Genomic DNA, 19334 nt, shown 5'->3' with positions numbered 1-19334 from the left:
GTATAGCATGTTCCTATTGAAATTCACCTTTTGAAATGTAGCGATAAAAGTGTGCTGTCGTCGTACTCATATACGGACTAAGCCAAAGAAATCCTATTCCAAAAGTAAGCAGCGCTAAAATAGCCCATCCTATGAAGCTCAGCCATAAAAGAAACAAATCTAACTTATGACCCTTCATAAGATTCTTACTTTCCTTCATCGCCTGCGAAACACTATATTCTGGATTTTCAATCATCACATAGTACGTCAGTGCATAAGAAAAATACATCACAATCATACCAACAATTGAAATTGCTAATAGTACGAAGAAAGCTATTGCAAATGACGTATTCCCTTCTTCACCTAACAATGCAAATAAGCCTATTAACAGCATCGGAATCCATGTACCTGTATATAACAAAATCGCAAGCATTGCCCACATTGTTTTCATCATTCTTTTAAAGCCACGAAATCCTTCGAATAAGTAATCTACTTTAGCATCTTCTCGTTTACTAATCTGTAAAAATACATTTGTATAACCATATGACGTAATCCCATACGATGCGTTACTCAAAATTATCATAATGCAATAAAAAATTCCAAAGGTAATACCTGCTCCAATTGACATCGTTTCCTCTTCAAATGATCCAGTTAAGCCTGCAACTGAGAGAAATATAATAATTCCTGGAATTAACAGTATAAGCATTGCAGCCATCGAAACGACATAACTTAAAATAAAATATAAAATTGTTGATCCAACACCTAGTCCCCATTTTCCCTTTAAAGAGTACAATGCTTCTCGCTTCATTTCACCAATCATTGATCCATCCCCTTTATGAAATATAAATTGTTGTACACTTCTACTTATACAAGCATCAATATAATTATACCATTTTTGTAAAATTATCCATAAAATACACACAAAAAAATCCGTAAAGGCAAAGCCTTTACGGATTTTTTTACTTCATATCGGAAACGTTTAAACGGTTCACGGCACGTTGTAATGCCATTTCTGCACGTTTAAAGTCAACATGTGCTTGTTTATCTTGCAGACGTTGCTCAGCGCGACGCTTCGCTTCATTTGCGCGATGGATATCGATATGGTTTGCTTCTTCAGCAGATGATGATAATACAGTCACTTTATCTGGACGAACTTCGATAAAGCCACCGCTTACTGCTACATAATCAGTGTGTCCACCATTTTTCAGACGAACTGCACTAATTTTTAATGGTGCAACAGTTGGAATGTGACCTGGTAAGATCCCCATTTCCCCACTCTCTGCTTTTACACTTACCATTTCTACTTCTTTTTCGTAAACCGGTCCATCAGGAGTTACAATACTGACTGGAAATGTCTTCATACTTCGTCCCTCCTAAGGCCTTACGCCATCATTTTCTTCGCGTTTTCAATAACTTCTTCAATGCCACCTACTAAGCGGAATGCATCTTCTGGAAGGTCATCATATTTTCCTTCTAGAATTTCTTTGAAACCACTAACTGTATTCTTTACAGGTACGTAAGAACCTTTTTGACCTGTAAACTGCTCAGCTACGTGGAAGTTTTGAGATAAGAAGAATTGAATACGACGAGCACGATGTACAACTAACTTATCTTCTTCAGATAACTCATCCATACCTAAGATAGCGATGATATCTTGAAGTTCTTTATAACGTTGTAAAGTTTGCTGTACTTGACGAGCTACTTCATAATGCTCTTCTCCTACGATTTCTGGAGAAAGTGCACGAGATGTAGATGCTAATGGATCTACGGCTGGGTAAATACCCATTTGCGTTAAACGACGCTCTAAGTTTGTTGTTGCATCTAAGTGAGCGAACGTTGTAGCTGGTGCTGGGTCAGTATAGTCATCGGCTGGTACATATACCGCTTGGATAGACGTGATAGACCCTTTATTTGTAGATGTAATACGCTCTTGTAATTGACCCATTTCTGTTGCAAGTGTTGGTTGGTAACCTACCGCAGATGGCATACGACCAAGAAGGGCAGATACTTCAGAACCTGCTTGCGTGAAACGGAAGATGTTATCGATGAACAGAAGTACGTCTTGTCCTTGCTCATCACGGAAATGCTCAGCCATTGTTAAACCTGTTAATGCAACACGTTGACGTGCTCCAGGTGGCTCGTTCATTTGTCCGAATACCATCGCAGTTTTCTTGATTACGCCAGAATCGCTCATTTCGTGGTATAAGTCATTACCCTCACGAGTACGCTCACCTACACCAGCGAATACAGAGATACCACCGTGCTCTTGTGCGATGTTATTGATTAATTCCTGAATTAATACTGTTTTACCTACGCCGGCACCACCGAATAGGCCGATCTTACCACCCTTAATGTAAGGAGCAAGTAAGTCTACTACTTTAATACCAGTTTCAAGAATTTCTACTTTAGTAGATAATTCTTCGAATGCAGGTGCTTGACGGTGAATTGGATCACGGTGTACATCCGCAGGAAGTTCACCATCTAAGTCAATTGCATCACCTAATACGTTGAATACACGTCCAAGTGTTGCATCACCAACTGGTACAGAGATTGCTTTACCAGTATCTTCTACTTCTGTGCCACGAACAAGTCCATCTGTGGAAGACATCGCAACTGTACGAACTGTATCATCACCTAAATGAAGTGCAACTTCAAATGTTAAGTTCATGCTTCCGTTTTCGTTGCTTTGTTTTACCGTAAGGGCATTGTAGATTTCTGGTAGCTTTCCGCCATCAAACTTAACGTCTACAACCGGACCCATGATTTGCGTAACGCGCCCTTTATTCATCGGGTTCCCTCCTAGCTTTCTTTTAATTAGCTACCTCTATCAGAGAAGTTAGCTTTTAATTTTTTATTAGTTTAGCTTACGCGACTCTCCTGAAAGAGCCGCTTCCGCTTTTTATTGAATCTATCTCCAGCGGTTAGAATGTTCGGTGGCTTCGCTTTTTCCTACGAGGCACAAATCGCCTCTACGTCAAAAGCTCCATCCCCCTCTCATTCTGAACGAACCGCTTCCGCTTTTTAATACTATTCTAACGCTGCTGCTCCACCAACGATTTCCGTAATTTCTTGCGTAATCGCTGCCTGACGCGCACGGTTGAATGAAAGTGTAAGTGAATCGATAACTTCCATTGCGTTGTCTGTAGCACTCTTCATTGCTGTCATACGCGCTGCGTGCTCACTTGCTTTACCGTCTAGTAATGCACCGTACACTAAGCTTTCTGCGTATTGTGGCAATAGTACTTTTAAAATTTCTTCTTCAGAAGGTTCGAATTCATAAGCTGTCGTCGGTTTGTCAGACGCCACATCAGTAAGCGGTAAAATTTTATTTTCCGTTACCTCTTGTGAAATTTTACTTACGTAATGGTTGTAGTAAATGTACAGCTCATCATAAGCACCATCTGCGAACATCGCAATTGCTCGAGAAGCAAGGTCTTTAATATCAGTAAATGATGGGTGGTCAGATAATCCAACTACTTCATCAATAATGTTAAAGCCGCGACGTTTTAAATAATCACGTCCTAGTCGTCCAAGCACAATAATAGAATATTGGTTTGAATCCATATTATGACGTTCACGAATTACGTTACTTACTGTACGTAATACGTTACTGTTATAACCACCTGCTAGTCCGCGATCAGACGTAATAACGATGTATCCTGTACGCTTTACAGGACGCGCATTTAGCATTGGATGATTAACCCCTTTGCTTCCTTGCGCAATGCTCGCTACTACTTCTTGAATCTTTTCCATATACGGAACGAAAGATTTAGCATTTTGCTCTGCACGGTTTAACTTAGATGCAGATACCATCTCCATCGCTTTCGTAATTTGACTCGTTTTCTTTGTCGAGTTAATCTTCGCTTTTATATCGCGTAAAGATGCCACAGGTTTTCACCACCTTTTTTCCGGAAGTTGGCACGATTAGTAAGAATCCTCTTCCTAATCTACGTTGCAAGATATTCTTGCTCATGATTGAAGGAAAAGAATAGGTGCACCTACTCTTTTCCTTTACATGACCTTTAGCAATCTCAGAGCCCGAGATGCCTTTTATATATACTATCTAGCTCCAGCGGCTTGAATGTTCGGTGGCTTCACTTCTTCCTACGAGGCAAACACCGCCTCTTCGTCAGAAGCTCCATCCCCCTCACATTCAGAACGAGCCGCTTCCGCTTTTATTATTCAGAAGCTACGAATACTTTTTTAAATCCATTGATTGCTGCTGCAAATTTGTCGTCATCCGCAAGTTTCTTAGTTGTGCGGATTTCTTCTAATAAGTCAGTCGCATTAGAATCTAACCAAGCATGGAATTCTTCTTCAAAACGAGTGATATCTACTACTGGGATATCATCTAGGAATCCACGTGTTAAAGCGTAAAGAATGATAACTTGTTTCTCTACACGTAACGGTTTGTGTAATCCTTGTTTTAATACCTCAACAGTACGAGCACCACGGTTTAATTTCGCTTGAGTTGCTTTATCAAGGTCAGAACCGAACTGAGCGAACGCTTCTAACTCACGGTAAGATGCAAGGTCAAGACGAAGTGTACCTGATACTTTACTCATTGCTTTAATCTGAGCAGATCCACCTACACGAGATACAGAAGTACCCGCATCGATCGCTGGACGTACGCCAGAGAAGAATAGGTCAGATTGTAAGAAGATTTGTCCATCCGTAATAGAAATTACGTTTGTTGGGATGTATGCTGATACGTCCCCTGCTTGTGTTTCGATGAAAGGTAGTGCAGTTAAAGAACCGCCGCCTTTTGCATCACTTAATTTTGCTGCACGCTCTAATAAGCGAGAATGTAAGTAGAATACATCCCCTGGGTAAGCTTCACGGCCTGGAGGACGACGTAATAGTAATGACAGCTCACGGTAAGCCGCTGCTTGTTTTGATAAGTCATCATATACTACTAATACGTGTTTACCATTGTACATGAACTCTTCACCCATTGTTACACCAGCATAAGGAGCTAGGTATAGTAATGGAGCTGGTTGAGAAGCAGATGCAGTTACAACGATTGTGTATTCTAATGCACCGTGCTTACGTAGTGTTTCTACTACGTTACGTACAGTTGATTCTTTTTGTCCAATTGCTACGTAGATACAAATCATGTCTTCATCTTTTTGGTTAATGATTGTATCAAGTGCAACTGCTGTTTTACCAGTTTGACGGTCACCAATGATTAACTCACGTTGACCACGGCCAATTGGTACAAGAGCATCGATCGCTTTAATACCTGTTTGAAGTGGCTCATGAACAGATTTACGATCCATTACACCTGGTGCTGGACTTTCGATTGGACGAGTGTTTGTTGTATTGATTGGGCCTAAACCATCAACTGGTTGACCTAATGGGTTTACAACACGACCAATTAGTTCTTTTCCTACTGGTACTTGCATGATGCGACCAGTACGACGAACTTCGTCACCTTCACGGATTTCTGTGTAAGGTCCTAAAATGATAATACCTACGTTGTTTTCCTCTAAGTTTTGTGCTAGTCCCATAACGCCGTTAGAGAACTCTACAAGTTCACCAGCCATAACGTTATCAAGACCATGAGCACGCGCGATACCGTCACCAACTTGGATAACTGTACCAACATCACTAACTTCGATTTCAGACTGATAGTTCTCGATTTGTTGCTTTATCAGTGCGCTAATTTCTTCAGCTCTGATGCTCATGTGCTTCACCCCTATCTATTCTTCATTAATTCACGCTGAATACGTGCTAATTTTCCTTGTAAACTTCCGTCATAAATGCGATTTCCAATACGTACTTTAATTCCGCCTAGTAAATCTTCATCTACAACATTTTTCACGCGAATTGCATCTTTTCCCGTTCTCTTTGCAAATGCTTCAGCAATGTTAAGCTTCTCTTCTTCTGATAGAAGACGAGTAGAATATACAGTTGCATCCGCTACGTTACGTTCTTCATTAGCAAGAACAACATATTCATCTGCAATTTCAGGTAAGATATCAATGCGTTTGTTATCAATTAAAATATATAACGTATTTAAAATAGATTCAGAAACAGATCCGAATACGTTTGCAAGAAACGTTTTCTTTTGTTCCTTTGAAATGTTCGGTTGCGTTAAAAAGCTATGTAGTTCTCCGTTCTTTACATAAACGTTTTGTACAAGGCGTAATTCCTCTTCAAACATTTCTAATACGTGTTTTTCTTTTGCAATTTTAAAAAGAGCGACAGCATAACGTTTTGCTACAATCCCATTGCTCATCGCGCTTCTCCTACTTCTTTAATATAATCGCGAATTAACTTCACTTGATCTTCTTCTTTTAATTCTTTTTCAATTACTTTAGAAGCAATTTGAACAGATAAAGAAGCGACTTGTTCTTGTAAAGCAGCAATTGCTTGCTCTTTTTCGCGTTGAATTTCTTGTACAGCAGATGCTTTAATTGATTCTGCTTCTTCTTTCGCAGCAGCAACAATAACATCCTTTTGATCTACAGCTTGCTTTTTCGCTCTTTCGATTAACTCTTGTGCTTCAACACGCGATTGTTTTAACATCTCACGTTGTTCTTCTACTAATTTCTTCGCTTCAGCATTATTTCTTTCTGCAGCGTCGATTTCATTAGCAACGTGCTCTTCACGTTCTTTCATAATTCCCATTAAAGGACCCCACGCAAATTTGCGTAGCATTACTAATAGAAGTAAGAAAATGAACAATGTATAAGCAATCGTTCCAAATGGAATGGAAGCTCCTAATAATAAAGTTGGCACAAGGATTCACTCCCTTCAAAATATCTAAATTGATCATATGAAAAAAAAGACATACGTTTCGTTCATAAAGCAATGGCGAAGAAAGTTCGGAAAAACACTCTTCGCCATCTATGTAAGGGGAGTCTCCCTTATTTGTTCATTACGATGAATGCAATAACTACACCGATGATTGGAAGTGCCTCAACTAAAGCAACCCCGATGAACATAATTGTTTGAAGTGCGCCTTTTAATTCTGGTTGACGAGCAACACCTTCGATTGTACGTGATACGATAAGACCGTTACCAATACCTGCACCTAATGCTGATAAACCAATTGCAATTGCAGCTGCGATTACACCTAAACTCATTTAATTTGTCCTCCTTTGTATTATAAAAAAATAAATTTTTTCTTACTTAAATTATATTAATGGTCATGGCTTACTTTATGAGCCATATAAACCATCGTTAACATAACGAAAATAAATGCTTGGATTGATCCAACGAATACACTGAATCCCATCCATGCTAACATTGGTACAAGCGCACCTAATGCCCCAAGGACTGATGCTCCGCCCAACTTAGCAAGTAATCCTAATAAGATCTCACCTGCATAAATGTTACCAAATAAACGAAGACCTAACGTTAATGTGTTAGCAAACTCCTCAATAACCTTTAATGGGAATAAGAATTTCATAGGTTGGAAATAACCTTTTACGTACTCTTTCGTACCCTTCATCTTAATTCCATAATAATGGGTGAGGGTAACTACCATCACGGCTAATGTTAATGTAACTGCTGGATCAGACGTTGGTGATCTCCACCATGCAATATGTTCGCCAGCTTCAGTTGCTGAATACATGAATGGTAAACCAAGGAAGTTCGATACGATGATAAACATGATAAGCGTAACGCCAAGCGTTAAGAAACGTCCACCTGTTTTCCAGTCCATCGTACTATTGATAATCCCTTTCACGAAGTCAAACACCCATTCCATGAAGTTTTGCATCCCGGTTGGGCGAAGAGCTAAGCTGCGAGTTCCGATAACAGCGATTAAGAAAACAATAACTGCTGCTACAGTAACCATCATAACTGATGACAAATCGAACGTTAAACCTAGAAATTCAACTAATTTACCGTGTTCCACTAGTAATTCACCTCTCTTCCCTGCTCTTATACTCTAAATAAAGAAAATCTATGATCATGACAAGGTATCCTGTCAGCAATCCTACACCTAGGCCCCACATCGCGATTAACTCTTGATATTTGGCTGCAAATAAAATTAATAACCCAATCGTGGCGAATCTTGAATATGTACTTACCGCTGTTGCCTTGAACTTCACGTTTTCTCCATTTGTTACGCGATCTAGCAGCTTGTCTGTTCTACGTGCAATGATGCGCAAACTAAGAAAACTGAAAATCGTACCGATAATCAGTCCAAGAAATACATCCTTGTAAGAGGTAAATCCCCATCCTAGCACTAGAAGCGCAAGCAAGTAGTACATATATTTCTTTTGTCTTTGGACAAGTCCATGTACGTCTATCATCATTGCTCTCCCGAATAGTAATGTCGAATGAGTCGAATCATTGCGTATATCCCTGTTCCTAGTCCGAGTAATAACCCTATAATAAGAAACAACGGAAACGTTCCAACCTTATTATCAATCCACTGCCCACCAAAGATTCCAACAAGAATAGAACCGACTAATTGAGCAAGAATACCTGACATTAAAGCATAAGCTTTTATATGGCTGCGATCGTTTTTTTGCAAGGATTCATCCCTCCAATATGTAACCCTCATTCACGATGTGTTAATAATAACTCATTTTTTTGCATAAATCCTATACAAAACAAAAAGTTTACATTTTCGTCACGGAATAGATGTAATTTTGTCACTGAAAGCCCTACCATCTATCCCCGTTGTTAGCATACAATAGGGTATTAACAGTGTCAACGAGAAATCGTAAAAAATCTAAAAATTTGAGTATTAGGCATTTCCTCCCAAAAATGAAAACGTTCCCCTTCTAAATACTGGTTACATATATGCAATTTCTAACAGTTTTCTCTTTATAATAGAAGGAAATGTTCACAAGTTTGTCACTATTATATTTTCGAGATATAACGCTTTTCTTCCATAATATAGTGTTCCTCAGACGTAAGACTTCTATATTATATGTGAGGTGTATGCAACTTATGTTGTATATACGATGTATATTTATCCTCTCCCCCTCCCCTACTTGCTTACAGCAAAAAAGACGAGCTGGGGAATCTCCCCTGCTCGTCAGTTGTCTTACTTCGTTCCGAATAAACGGTCACCAGCATCACCAAGACCTGGTACTACATATCCGTGGTCATTTAATTTCTCATCTAATGCTGCTACATAAATATCAACATCAGGATGTTCTTCTTGTACTACTTTTACCCCTTCTGGAGCTGCAACGATACACATTAATTTAATTTGTTTCGCACCGCGCTTTTTCAGAGAGTTAATTGCTTCAGCCGCAGAACCACCTGTTGCTAGCATCGGATCTAGTACGATAAAGTCACGCTCTTCTACATCCGTTGGAAGTTTCACATAGTATTCTACCGGTTGCAATGTTTTAGGGTCACGGTATAAACCAACGTGTCCTACTTTTGCTGCTGGAATTAATTTCAGAATTCCATCAACCATTCCTAAACCTGCACGTAAAATCGGAATTAAACCAAGTTTTTTACCAGCGATCACTTTTGTTGTCGCTTTGCTTACAGGTGTTTCAATTTCAATGTCCTTAAGTGGAAGGTCGCGAGTAATTTCGAAAGCCATTAAGCTTGCTACTTCGTCCACTAATTCACGAAAATCTTTCGTACCTGTATTCTTATCGCGAATATATGTAATCTTATGTTGAATTAACGGGTGATCAAATACATACAGTTTTCCCATGTGAATCTCTCCTTTAGATGATATTCATGCGTTTGCACGCTTTTTTACACTATTTACGATTGTAAAGAAAACGCTACTAATATTCAAGGGCAAATTTGGCAAAATCATGATTTTACAATGAATCTATCTAGTATCTTTACCAATTATGGGAGCTGTATCCTTCATTATATCGCCAAAATTTATTCATCATTTGTATACATACTTTAAAAATAATATATGTCCAAAAAAAAGACCGCCAAAACAATTAAGTCTCGGCAGTCTTCTTCAATCTATTATAGATTTGGATACATTGGGAATTTGCTAGTTAACGCTTCTACACGCTTACGTACTTCTTCTAAAGCAGCTTCATTTTCATGATTTTTTAATGTATAAGCAATAAGTGACGCAATTTCATCCATTTCTTCTAAACCGAAACCACGAGATGTTACAGCTGCTGTACCGATACGTACACCACTTGTTACAAATGGGCTTGCTGTTTCAAATGGAATTGTATTTTTGTTCACTGTAATACCAACTTCATCTAATACGTGCTCTGCTACTTTACCTGTGATTTCTAAGTTACGAACATCAATCAAGATTAAGTGATTGTCTGTTCCGCCAGAAACAAGTGTAAGTCCTTCTTTTTGAAGACCTTCAGCTAAGCGGTTCGCATTGTTAATGATATTTTGTGCATATGTTTTGAAATCATCTTGAAGTGCTTCACCAAATGCAACAGCTTTTGCAGCGATTACGTGCATAAGTGGACCACCTTGAATACCAGGGAAGATTGATTTATCAATTTGTTTTGCAAATTGCTCTTCACATAAAATCATACCACCACGCGGACCACGTAACGTTTTATGTGTTGTCGTTGTAACGAAATGTGCATGTGGTACTGGATTTGGATGTAAACCAGCAGCTACTAAACCTGCGATATGTGCCATATCAACCATTAAATAAGCGCCCACTTCATCTGCAATCTCACGGAATCGCTTGAAATCGATAACACGAGGGTATGCACTTGCACCTGCAACGATTAATTTTGGTTTATGTTCTTTCGCTTTTGCTAATACATCATCGTAATTAATACGGTGAGAGTCAGCATCCACGCCATATTCTACGAAATTATATTGTACTCCACTGAAGTTAACAGGGCTTCCGTGTGTTAAGTGACCACCATGAGATAAGTTCATACCAAGTACTGTATCGCCTTGCTCTAAAATCGTGAAGTATACTGCCATGTTCGCTTGTGCACCAGAGTGTGGTTGAACATTTACGTGCTCTGCGCCGAAAATTTCTTTCACGCGATCACGTGCGATATCTTCTACTACGTCTACGTGTTCACAGCCACCATAGTAACGTTTTCCAGGATATCCTTCAGCATACTTATTCGTTAAAACAGAACCTTGTGCCTCCATTACTGCTTCACTTACGAAGTTTTCCGAAGCAATTAACTCAATCTTTGAACGCTGTCTTCCTAGTTCTGCCTCAATTGCAGCAAATACCTTTTCATCTTGACGTTTTAAATGATCCACCAAAATCCCCCTTTTCTGAACGAATTACATCGATTCCCAACAGTTTTTTCTTATTTATTCAGAAAAAACGAAAATTCAGGTTGTAATTCTTTCGAACCTTCATGTTTTCAACTACATTCTAACATGACTTTCTATATCATAAAAGAAAAAAAAGACCGAAAATCGGTCTTTTCTTTCTTCTATTATAAAGTCAGACAACATACCTTTTACCTTATGATAAACAGGTACTATATGACTTTCTAATTTCTCATATTTAACGGCAAGTGGTAGTCTCTTCCACTGCCGCATAGACAGCACGTGCTCCACCAATTAGTTTTCCACGTGTTTTGGCCATCGTTACATGCGCACTTCCAATTTCCTTCACACTTGTACGAACCGGAACAGCTACATGCTTTAAATGCATACCGATAAATGTATCACCAATATCCATTCCTGCATCAGCTTTAATAAACTCAACTACTACCGGATCTTTCAAATTGTGATACGCATATGTCCCCAATGCACCACCTGCTGATCTAACAGGCGTAACTGTTACAATTTCAAATTGATATTTTATCGCTACTTCTCTCTCAACTACTAAAGCACGGTTTAAATGCTCACAACATTGAAACGCTAATTCAATACCTGTTTGCTCTTGAAATTGTTTTAACTCAGAGAAAATCGCCTCTGCTACTTCCATCGTTCCTGATGTTCCAATTCTTTCGCCTAGCACTTCGCTCGTGCTACAACCCACTACAAAAACTTGACCGCTTTGTAATGAAGCTTGTTCTTGGAAATCAGAAAGCGACATTTGTAGCTGTTCTCTTACCTTTACGATTTCTGTCATTACGCCTCTTCCTTTCACAGGTTGGTTCACCAAATTATATTTCACACTACTGATAGTTAGAATCTATTACTTTGTTTCGTATGTTTTAATTTTTCCTACGCGGTTTTCGTGACGACCACCTTCATAATCAGTTGTTAACCAGATTTTCGCGATATCACGCGCTAGACCAGCACCAATTACACGCTCGCCCATTGCTAGCATGTTAGTGTCATTATGCTCTCTCGTCGCTTTCGCGCTGAAAGTATCATGAACTAACGCACAACGGATACCATTTACTTTGTTTGCTGCGATTGACATACCAATGCCTGTCCCACAAACTAAAATACCACGATCTACTTCACCATTCGCTACCATTTCAGCTGCTGGAAACGCAAAGTCAGGGTAATCAACAGAACCAGCTTCACATTCACAACCTAAATCAATATATTCAATATTTAACTCTTCTAATAAACTTACAAGTTCTTTGCGGATATTCATACCGCCGTGATCAGATGCTATTACTACTTTCATTTTTACCCCTCCAAAGTTTCAATCAATTATCTTCATTTCACACTCGCTACCTCATATAGGAAGAAGTGATCTCCAATATCGTATTATACACGAAACATCAACCTACTGAATGTTTTTTCAGTAAAGTTTGTACAAGTTTTTCCATCTCATCTAACGTTTCTTTATAAATAGAAAGCGAGCCTCCAAATGGATCTGAAATGTCCTTGCCTATACCTTCAGTTAATCCATATAACGTATTTAATTTCTTTTCAACGCTCGGATAATGCCCAAGTACAATTTGCTTATGGTTTTCTGTCATCGTTACGACAATATCAGCCCAATCAAGCAAAGTTTCATTTACTTGCTGCGCCGCATGATCAATTGAAATTCCTTTTTCAGCTAAAGCTTCCTTCGCATGTACCGATGCATCGCTCCCAGGATAGGCGAAAACACCAGCAGATTGCACTTCAAACTTATCTCCTCCGTGATGACGAAGCAACGCCTCAGCCATTGGACTACGACATGTATTGCCAGTACAAACAAATAACACTCGTTTCATTCAAACCCACCCCTATATTCAATTTCTTATCATTCATCATAACTTACATTAGAATAGAACAAAAGAAATGTGAATATACAAAAGGCGCATTTCTCTTATATTTTTTCTAAGAAAAATGCGCCTTATCCACATATATGTGAAACCCTATTTCCAAGTGCCTAGAGTATTTTAACATACATACTGAACACGCAACAAAAATAAGGAATCCATTTCATACGAAACGGATTCCTCTTATATTGCAATTATTTCATTGTAACTTTCATTACTTCTGTTGAACCTTTTGTAGCTGCTACGCCTACAGTTGTCTTAATAGACTCAGCTGCATCTGTGTTTGTAATAACAATTGGAGTAATTGTGCTTTTCGCTTTTTCACGGATTAATTCTAAGTCGAATGAGATTAATTTATCTCCAGCTTTTACAGCTTGGCCTTCAGAAACGTGAGCTTCGAAACCTTCACCTTCCATTTTTACAGTTTCTAATCCAACGTGGATTAAAATTTCTGTACCGTTTTTCGCTTTAATTCCGATAGCATGTTTTGTGTGGAATAATTGTACGATTTCACCATCAACTGGAGATACAACTACACCTTCAGTAGGATCAATTGCAACACCGTCACCCATCATACGACCAGCAAATACTGGATCTGGTACTTCTTCAATATTTTTCACTGCTCCAGTTAATGGAGCTACGATTGTTTCTTCATTTGTTTTTGAACCAAGACCGAATAATTTTTTAAACATAGGATAGTCCTCCTTATAATTTACCTAAAAGTTTATAGGGCAATCCCTAGTAAAACTCGGGATACATGTAAGACTTCATACTTCGAATATTATACTGTAAAAACGCTTTCGAAATAAATTATGTCATTACTAATAGACTCTTATTGTAGCGCTTCACAAAATTCCAGTCAATTCTGATTGTCTGAATAACAATTAGAAGTTAACTTCTATTTATATTTTCTCTTTTTTTGCCCAACTTGTCTAGAGGTCTTTACTACATTTTATTTTTTGTTGTTAATTTGTAAAATTTAATTCAAACTTTTTTCAAAATCCACTTGACTATAGTAAGTAACTATTTTATTATTACTTACGTAAGGTAAGTTAATAACTTTTAGGAGGTTTTTAAAATGATGGATTTCGGTCTACTTATTATTCGTCTTATTATAGGAATTACATTCATGGGTCATGGCGCTCAAAAATTATTTGGTTGGTTCGGCGGTTACGGTTTAAAAGGAACAGGTGGCTGGATGGAGTCAATCGGTTTACGTCCTGGTGTATTTATGGCATTTATGGCTGGCGCAACTGAATTACTAGGTGGTTTCTTATTCGCATCAGGTATTTTCATTGTAGTTGGTTCATTATTTATCGTTGGAACAATGTTAATGGCTATCTTCACTGTTCACGGAAAAAATGGTTACTGGGTAACACAAAACGGATATGAATATAACTTAATGTTAATCGCTGTCGCTGTTGGTGTAGCTTTAATCGGACCTGGCGCATACGTTTTACTTTAATTTTTATCTCAAATTTGAGATTCTTGAAAAAGAACTTACTTCATTACAATTGAAGTAAGTTCTTTTTATGAAACAAAATATTATTTCCAGCAGGATTTTCTCATCGTTATCTTGTAAACAAACAATAAGTATTCATATTTAGAAAGGGGATTACAAGCATGTTATCCATTAATCCAAATGAACAAACTGAAAAAGATAATTACAAATTACTTACCGGAAGTATCATCCCTCGTCCTGTCGCATTCGTTACTTCTGTAACAAAAGAAGGTGTACTAAACGGAGCACCATATAGTTATTTCAATATTGTCGCTGCTAATCCACCACTTATCTCAGTATCTGTACAACGAAAAGCAGGAGAAAGAAAGGACACTTCCCGAAACGCAATTGAAAAAGGAGAATTTGTCGTACATATTTCTGACGAATCATATGTAGCAGCAATTAACGAAACAGCAGCTAACCTCCCGCCAAATGAAAGTGAAATTGAACTAGCAAAACTAACACCAATCGAAAGTGAAGTCATCTCTGTTCCAGGTGTAAAAGAAGCAAATATTCGAATGGAATGCGTATTAGAACGTGCAATTCCACTTGGCGGAACGGAAGACTCACCAGCTTGTGATCTACTAATTGGACGCGTCGTTCGTTTCCACGTTGCCGAACATCTATATGAAAAAGGGCGCATTCACGCCGAAGGACTCAAACCAATAAGCCGCCTAGCAGGACACAACTATGCAAAATTAGGAGAACAATTTGAATTAGTTAGGCCAGTTTAAAAGTGGAAGTGGCCCGTTTAGCTCTGACCAGCTAAGGTTCTCTCGCACAAAAGGTGCTTTTTACCTTTCGTGCGGGAGGTTCTTAGATGCGAAGAGCTGGCCACTGGAACTGGATAATATCTAAAAGCGGAAGCGGCTCGCTCAGAATGGGAGGGGGATGGAGCTTCTGACGTAGAGGTGCTTTTTACCTCGCAGGAAGACGCGAAGCCACCGACCATTCTAGCCGCTGAAGCTGGATAATATCTAAAAGCGGAGGCAGCTAGATTCCTCCCATCACTCAAATATAAAATCCCCTGCTTTTTAGCAGGAGATTTTATCATTGTAATTCTTCCTTCTTTCCCTCTAAAGTAGGCATTTTCTCTTTTTTCGGCTTCCCTAGCTTAATTACGAAGAAGTATAGGGAAAGCAATGTAATAAGAAAAACAATTAAAAACGGGTACGGAGAGTAAAAGGCACGCGCCGCCTCAGTCTTTCCCGCAACAAATTTCAATGACTCAATATCTAAAAACTCAGCAAACATTTGTACACCGAGCATACTAAACCAAAAAACAAAAAAACTAATAATAATACCAAAAACTTGCTTCAATCTCGTCATTCATCTCATCCTTTCTATATCTGTAATTTTTAGCGTAATAAATATAGTACAAACAAAATATTCACAGAAAGGAACTATCTCACCATTCACGAATTAACTTAATCCAACCTAACATCGAAATTTGCAAAATAATACCCCAAATTATAAGTCTTCTTAGCCATCGAGGAAAGAAGGTTAAAAATTCAACATACCATTCCAATAGCTTGTTCATAATTCCCTCCTACATAAAATTATATAGGAAAAAGGATATATAATCCAAACCCAACCAAAATGATACCACCTACTATCTCACCGTATGTACCGAGCATATCTTTCGCATGTCTCCCAATTAATAAACCAATCCACGCTAATAACATGCTAACAAATCCAAAAAGTAAAATCGTAATAATTGTCTGTGCCCCATAAATACCAAGACTAAGCCCTACTGAGAAACTATCTATACTGACGCCAAATGCAAATACGAATAAACCAATTCCAATAGGGGCAGTTCTAGTCTCTTCATTTTGTAAAATGGTCGAATATACGATATAAAACCCTAGTCCGATTAATAAAATAGCACCCGCAAAATGTGCGATATCTCCATATTTCTCTGATAAAAAACGACCTAGTACCATTCCTATAAACGGCATAATAATATGAAATATCCCTATCGTCATACCAATATACAGGATTTGTCTTAACTTTAGGGGCATCATCCCCATACCAAGACTCACCGAGAACGCATCCATCCCTAAGGCGAATGCCATAATTATTAAAGGTATTAGCTGTTCAAACGTCATTCATGCCCCTCCTTGGACGTGCTACTTCACAATATGCTTATCCAAGGAGAAATATTCTGTTTGCTAATCTTACCTTATCATTCAATAATAATATGATGTCCTGCCGCTTTCGTTAAACGATTCATAATTGCATTCCCTATTCCTTCATTAGGGAATGACTCACTAAAAATAACATCCACTTCACTTGCATCAAATGTTCTAAGTACATCATATAATTTAGTCGCAACGCTAGCTAAGTCACTTCTAACACCACAAGATAATATAACATCTGCACTATATACGTACTGATACTCTTCTGTCGTTAATACGCCTACTTTAAATCCTTCTTTCTTTTTCTCATCCACAAGATGCTGAATAAACTCACGTGAGCCCTCGACAATACTAAGTGGTGCTTTCGGCGCATAATGTGTGTATTTCATTCCAGGCGATTTCGGTTTTTCCTTCTCATCCTTTAAAGCTGGATCTAAAGAAACAGTACCTATCACCGCTTCTAATTGTTCTTTCGTAATCCCACCTGGACGTAATATTGTTGGAACCGTGCTTGTACAATCAATTACAGTTGATTCAACGCCTACTCCAGTTGCACCACCATCAACAATACCTGCAATCTTCCCATTCAAATCTTCATATACGTGAGAAGCTAATGTTGGACTTGGACGCCCTGAACGATTCGCACTTGGTGCCGCAACAGGTACATTCGCCTCTTCAATAAGAGCAAGTGCAATTGGATGATCAGGCATTCTTACTCCAACCGTATTAAGTCCTGCCGTCACCTTCTCTGAAATTCCTTCTTTTCTCGGCAAAATAATTGTTAATGGTCCTGGCCAAAAATGCGCCATTAACTTCTCTGCAACTGGTGGAATTTCTTTCACAATCCCATCTAACTGAGATTTTGTACCTATGTGGACAATGAGTGGATTATCACTCGGTCTTCCTTTCGCTTCGAAAATTTTCGCGATTGCTTCATCATCCATCGCGTTTGCCCCTAACCCATATACTGTTTCCGTAGGGAAAGCAACCGCCTCATTTTCTCTTAATAATTTTGCTGCTTCTTGTAACTGTGGATAATATTTTTTTCTTTCCACAACATTATCCACAACCCACATATTTGTATGCATTTTTTTCCACGTCCTTTTCTAGCCTTAAATACTTGTCTATTTTTAGTTTACTATGAGATTTATCCAAAAGACAAACAAGGTTTATCCACAAAATGTGGATAAACCTAATTAATCCGTGGATAACTTTGTGAATAGCTGACAATTTAGTATTATTGCATTCTGCTCTTTTATATTTTTACAAAAATGTTCTAGCTGTTGAATTCCCTCTGGAACCTCATCCTTTTCTATAGTAAAAAAGTCAAAGAACTGAAAGATCGGTACAGATTGTGGATGATTTGTTAGTAAGTACAATTGTTGAACACTTTTTTCTTTCATATACTGCAAAAACATTTCAAAAAAATATAAGAAAGTCTGTTTATCCACATGAGGTGTGAATAAACAAGAACGAATAAGTACATCTTCCCCACTTTGTTCATAACCAATTACAGCTCGTATTTCTTCCGCCTCTTCCAAAATCATAAATTGTGCGTACAACTCATTTATTTTATCATCTTTTTTATTAGCTTGTCCGAAAAAAGAATGTAATCTTTCCACATCTGCTTTCGTAGCAAAATACACTTTCTTCATAATAAATCCCTCCTCATTTTTATATATGAGGAGGGATTTATTAATAGTACTATTTAGAGAATAAAGCTGTAAAAGCTTCTACAATAAACAATTTAACTTCTGGCTTTTCTTCTTCCTCTTCTACTTTTACATACTCATTTTGCTTTTCTTGTTTTTTCTCCACAGGTTTCTCCACTTTTTCCACATTTTTTGTTTCTTCTTTACTTACAGGCTGCTCTTCGACTTTTGTTTCATTTTTTACTACTTTCTTTTCAGAAGATGTTACTTTTTTTACTACTTCCCGCTTTACAACTTTCGTTTCTTTTACCTCATCCTCTTTTTTCTCTTCTACATTTACTACTTCTTCATTATCTATTTGTTTTACTTGCTCCTCTTCAGGAGATTCAGCCTTCACAACATGTTCTTCTTTCCTTACAGCTGTACCACTTGAAAAATCTAAGAAACACATCGGTGGAAATAATACACACCACCAGTTTGCCCCTTCACCTTCCCCAATTGTAATTAAGACTGCTTCATATTCCCCTGCCGGATAAATAAAATTCCCATATACCTTTGTAGGAAACTTTACATTCTTACTAAATTTCACTTGAAATGATTCTTTACTTCCTTCTCTTTTTAACGTATTTTCCACCGTTTTCTCGATTTCTGGAATATGACTTTGAATTACTTTGCGCGCCTCTTCAAATGAAGTTAAATCCGCTACCCATCCATCAATTTGTGCTTTTACTTCATCACGCACTTTACGCTTTAATGCCTGGTCTTTATCTGAATCACTATTTGCTAAAATTCGTAATCGAACGGCCTCTTTCGGAATAACTGAAGGCCCTTTCGCATCAGCTTTCATATATCCAAACTGCACAAGTAACTGTGCACCAATTAATAGTATAAGAAGATAAGCAATAACTTGTTTTTTCATTTCCTCCACCGTCCCTTCTACAAACAGTGTGGACAGACTTTCATCTTTCTAAACTATTAAATTCAAAAT

26 protein-coding genes are annotated in these 19334 nt (G+C 38.1%); 2 read left to right on the top strand and 24 right to left on the bottom strand.

Going from position 1 to position 19334, the window contains the following annotated elements:
• Positions 1-13: 13 nt before the first annotated feature.
• The 18 genes from MR112_RS10150 to MR112_RS10065 form a co-directional block, all read right to left on the bottom strand.
• The gene (locus tag MR112_RS10150; RefSeq protein WP_000578827.1) at positions 14-799 is read right to left on the bottom strand and encodes a DUF975 family protein; all 786 of its coding nucleotides are present in this window, start codon (positions 797-799) and stop codon (positions 14-16) included.
• A 139-nt stretch (positions 800-938) separates the two neighbouring features.
• A complete protein-coding gene (gene atpC, locus MR112_RS10145) occupies positions 939-1340 on the bottom strand; it encodes a F0F1 ATP synthase subunit epsilon (RefSeq protein ID WP_000847211.1) in 402 nt (133 codons plus the stop codon).
• Positions 1341-1360: 20 nt separating this feature from the next.
• Positions 1361-2767, bottom strand: coding sequence for a F0F1 ATP synthase subunit beta (gene atpD, locus MR112_RS10140; RefSeq protein WP_001032595.1), 1407 nt, complete (start codon positions 2765-2767; stop codon positions 1361-1363).
• 239 nt (positions 2768-3006) lie between these two features.
• A complete protein-coding gene (atpG, locus tag MR112_RS10135) occupies positions 3007-3867 on the bottom strand; it encodes a F0F1 ATP synthase subunit gamma (protein WP_226368849.1) in 861 nt (286 codons plus the stop codon).
• A gap of 290 nt (positions 3868-4157) precedes the next feature.
• Positions 4158-5666, bottom strand: a complete 1509-nt coding sequence (gene atpA / locus MR112_RS10130; protein ID WP_000027518.1) for a F0F1 ATP synthase subunit alpha — start codon at positions 5664-5666, stop codon at positions 4158-4160.
• Positions 5667-5677: 11 nt separating this feature from the next.
• Complete coding sequence (atpH, locus tag MR112_RS10125; protein WP_000064683.1) at positions 5678-6220, bottom strand: F0F1 ATP synthase subunit delta; 543 nt, start codon at positions 6218-6220, stop codon at positions 5678-5680.
• On the bottom strand, positions 6217-6723 hold the full coding sequence (gene atpF, locus MR112_RS10120; RefSeq protein WP_001142624.1) for a F0F1 ATP synthase subunit B: 507 nt from the start codon (positions 6721-6723) through the stop codon (positions 6217-6219). Before atpF ends, atpH begins: the two co-directional genes overlap by 4 nt.
• A 128-nt stretch (positions 6724-6851) precedes the next feature.
• Positions 6852-7070 (bottom strand): F0F1 ATP synthase subunit C, encoded by a 219-nt coding sequence (gene atpE / locus MR112_RS10115; protein ID WP_000052064.1) that lies wholly within the window; start codon positions 7068-7070, stop codon positions 6852-6854.
• Between the two features lie 56 nt (positions 7071-7126).
• Positions 7127-7846, bottom strand: a complete 720-nt coding sequence (gene atpB / locus MR112_RS10110; protein WP_000399871.1) for a F0F1 ATP synthase subunit A — start codon at positions 7844-7846, stop codon at positions 7127-7129.
• A gap of 7 nt (positions 7847-7853) precedes the next feature.
• Positions 7854-8246: an ATP synthase subunit I gene (locus tag MR112_RS10105; RefSeq protein ID WP_000567600.1), complete on the bottom strand. Its 393-nt coding sequence runs from the start codon at positions 8244-8246 to the stop codon at positions 7854-7856.
• Positions 8246-8470: an AtpZ/AtpI family protein gene (locus MR112_RS10100; RefSeq protein ID WP_001171222.1), complete on the bottom strand. Its 225-nt coding sequence runs from the start codon at positions 8468-8470 to the stop codon at positions 8246-8248. Before MR112_RS10100 ends, MR112_RS10105 begins: the two co-directional genes overlap by 1 nt.
• Positions 8471-8496: 26 nt before the next feature.
• Positions 8497-8610 carry a DUF4024 domain-containing protein gene (locus tag MR112_RS10095; RefSeq protein WP_000232962.1) on the bottom strand — a complete coding sequence of 38 codons (114 nt, stop codon included), beginning with the start codon at positions 8608-8610 and terminating at the stop codon, positions 8497-8499.
• A 379-nt stretch (positions 8611-8989) separates the two neighbouring features.
• Positions 8990-9619, bottom strand: a complete 630-nt coding sequence (gene upp / locus MR112_RS10090; protein ID WP_000517539.1) for a uracil phosphoribosyltransferase — start codon at positions 9617-9619, stop codon at positions 8990-8992.
• A 272-nt stretch (positions 9620-9891) separates the two neighbouring features.
• The gene (gene glyA, locus MR112_RS10085; protein ID WP_000349806.1) at positions 9892-11133 is read right to left on the bottom strand and encodes a serine hydroxymethyltransferase; all 1242 of its coding nucleotides are present in this window, start codon (positions 11131-11133) and stop codon (positions 9892-9894) included.
• Between the two features lie 253 nt (positions 11134-11386).
• Positions 11387-11959, bottom strand: coding sequence for a TIGR01440 family protein (locus MR112_RS10080; protein ID WP_000136386.1), 573 nt, complete (start codon positions 11957-11959; stop codon positions 11387-11389).
• Between the two features lie 66 nt (positions 11960-12025).
• Positions 12026-12469 (bottom strand): ribose 5-phosphate isomerase B, encoded by a 444-nt coding sequence (gene rpiB / locus MR112_RS10075; RefSeq protein ID WP_000869542.1) that lies wholly within the window; start codon positions 12467-12469, stop codon positions 12026-12028.
• 97 nt (positions 12470-12566) lie between these two features.
• A complete protein-coding gene (locus MR112_RS10070) occupies positions 12567-13007 on the bottom strand; it encodes a low molecular weight protein arginine phosphatase (protein WP_000832373.1) in 441 nt (146 codons plus the stop codon).
• Between the two features lie 242 nt (positions 13008-13249).
• Positions 13250-13747, bottom strand: coding sequence for a PTS sugar transporter subunit IIA (locus tag MR112_RS10065; protein ID WP_000473665.1), 498 nt, complete (start codon positions 13745-13747; stop codon positions 13250-13252).
• A 386-nt stretch (positions 13748-14133) separates the two neighbouring features.
• Here MR112_RS10065 and MR112_RS10060 point away from each other — a divergent pair, with 386 nt between their 5' ends.
• Positions 14134-14520 (top strand): DoxX family protein, encoded by a 387-nt coding sequence (locus MR112_RS10060; protein WP_000968616.1) that lies wholly within the window; start codon positions 14134-14136, stop codon positions 14518-14520.
• A gap of 158 nt (positions 14521-14678) precedes the next feature.
• Positions 14679-15290 carry a flavin reductase family protein gene (locus MR112_RS10055; RefSeq protein WP_000949055.1) on the top strand — a complete coding sequence of 204 codons (612 nt, stop codon included), beginning with the start codon at positions 14679-14681 and terminating at the stop codon, positions 15288-15290.
• A gap of 316 nt (positions 15291-15606) precedes the next feature.
• On the opposite strand, the gene MR112_RS10050 is transcribed toward MR112_RS10055, so the two are convergent.
• The 6 genes from MR112_RS10050 to spoIIR form a co-directional block, all read right to left on the bottom strand.
• Positions 15607-15885: a DUF3935 domain-containing protein gene (locus MR112_RS10050; protein ID WP_242244919.1), complete on the bottom strand. Its 279-nt coding sequence runs from the start codon at positions 15883-15885 to the stop codon at positions 15607-15609.
• 79 nt (positions 15886-15964) lie between these two features.
• On the bottom strand, positions 15965-16096 hold the full coding sequence (locus MR112_RS28770) for a hypothetical protein (protein ID WP_255772611.1): 132 nt from the start codon (positions 16094-16096) through the stop codon (positions 15965-15967).
• Between the two features lie 19 nt (positions 16097-16115).
• On the bottom strand, positions 16116-16664 hold the full coding sequence (locus MR112_RS10045; RefSeq protein ID WP_059304270.1) for a manganese efflux pump MntP: 549 nt from the start codon (positions 16662-16664) through the stop codon (positions 16116-16118).
• Between the two features lie 77 nt (positions 16665-16741).
• Positions 16742-17782, bottom strand: a complete 1041-nt coding sequence (locus tag MR112_RS10040; protein ID WP_000557354.1) for an L-threonylcarbamoyladenylate synthase — start codon at positions 17780-17782, stop codon at positions 16742-16744.
• A gap of 108 nt (positions 17783-17890) precedes the next feature.
• A complete protein-coding gene (locus MR112_RS10035; RefSeq protein ID WP_000758437.1) occupies positions 17891-18349 on the bottom strand; it encodes a GNAT family N-acetyltransferase in 459 nt (152 codons plus the stop codon).
• Between the two features lie 49 nt (positions 18350-18398).
• Positions 18399-19265 (bottom strand): stage II sporulation protein R, encoded by an 867-nt coding sequence (gene spoIIR, locus MR112_RS10030; protein WP_242244918.1) that lies wholly within the window; start codon positions 19263-19265, stop codon positions 18399-18401.
• Between the last annotated feature and the right edge of the window lie 69 nt (positions 19266-19334).

Source organism: Bacillus cereus group sp. BfR-BA-01330 (assembly GCF_022663885.1).
Taxonomy (GTDB): domain Bacteria; phylum Bacillota; class Bacilli; order Bacillales; family Bacillaceae_G; genus Bacillus_A; species Bacillus_A cereus.
Note: the sequence above shows the minus strand (reverse complement) of the source record. Positions and strands in the feature narration are given on the sequence as shown.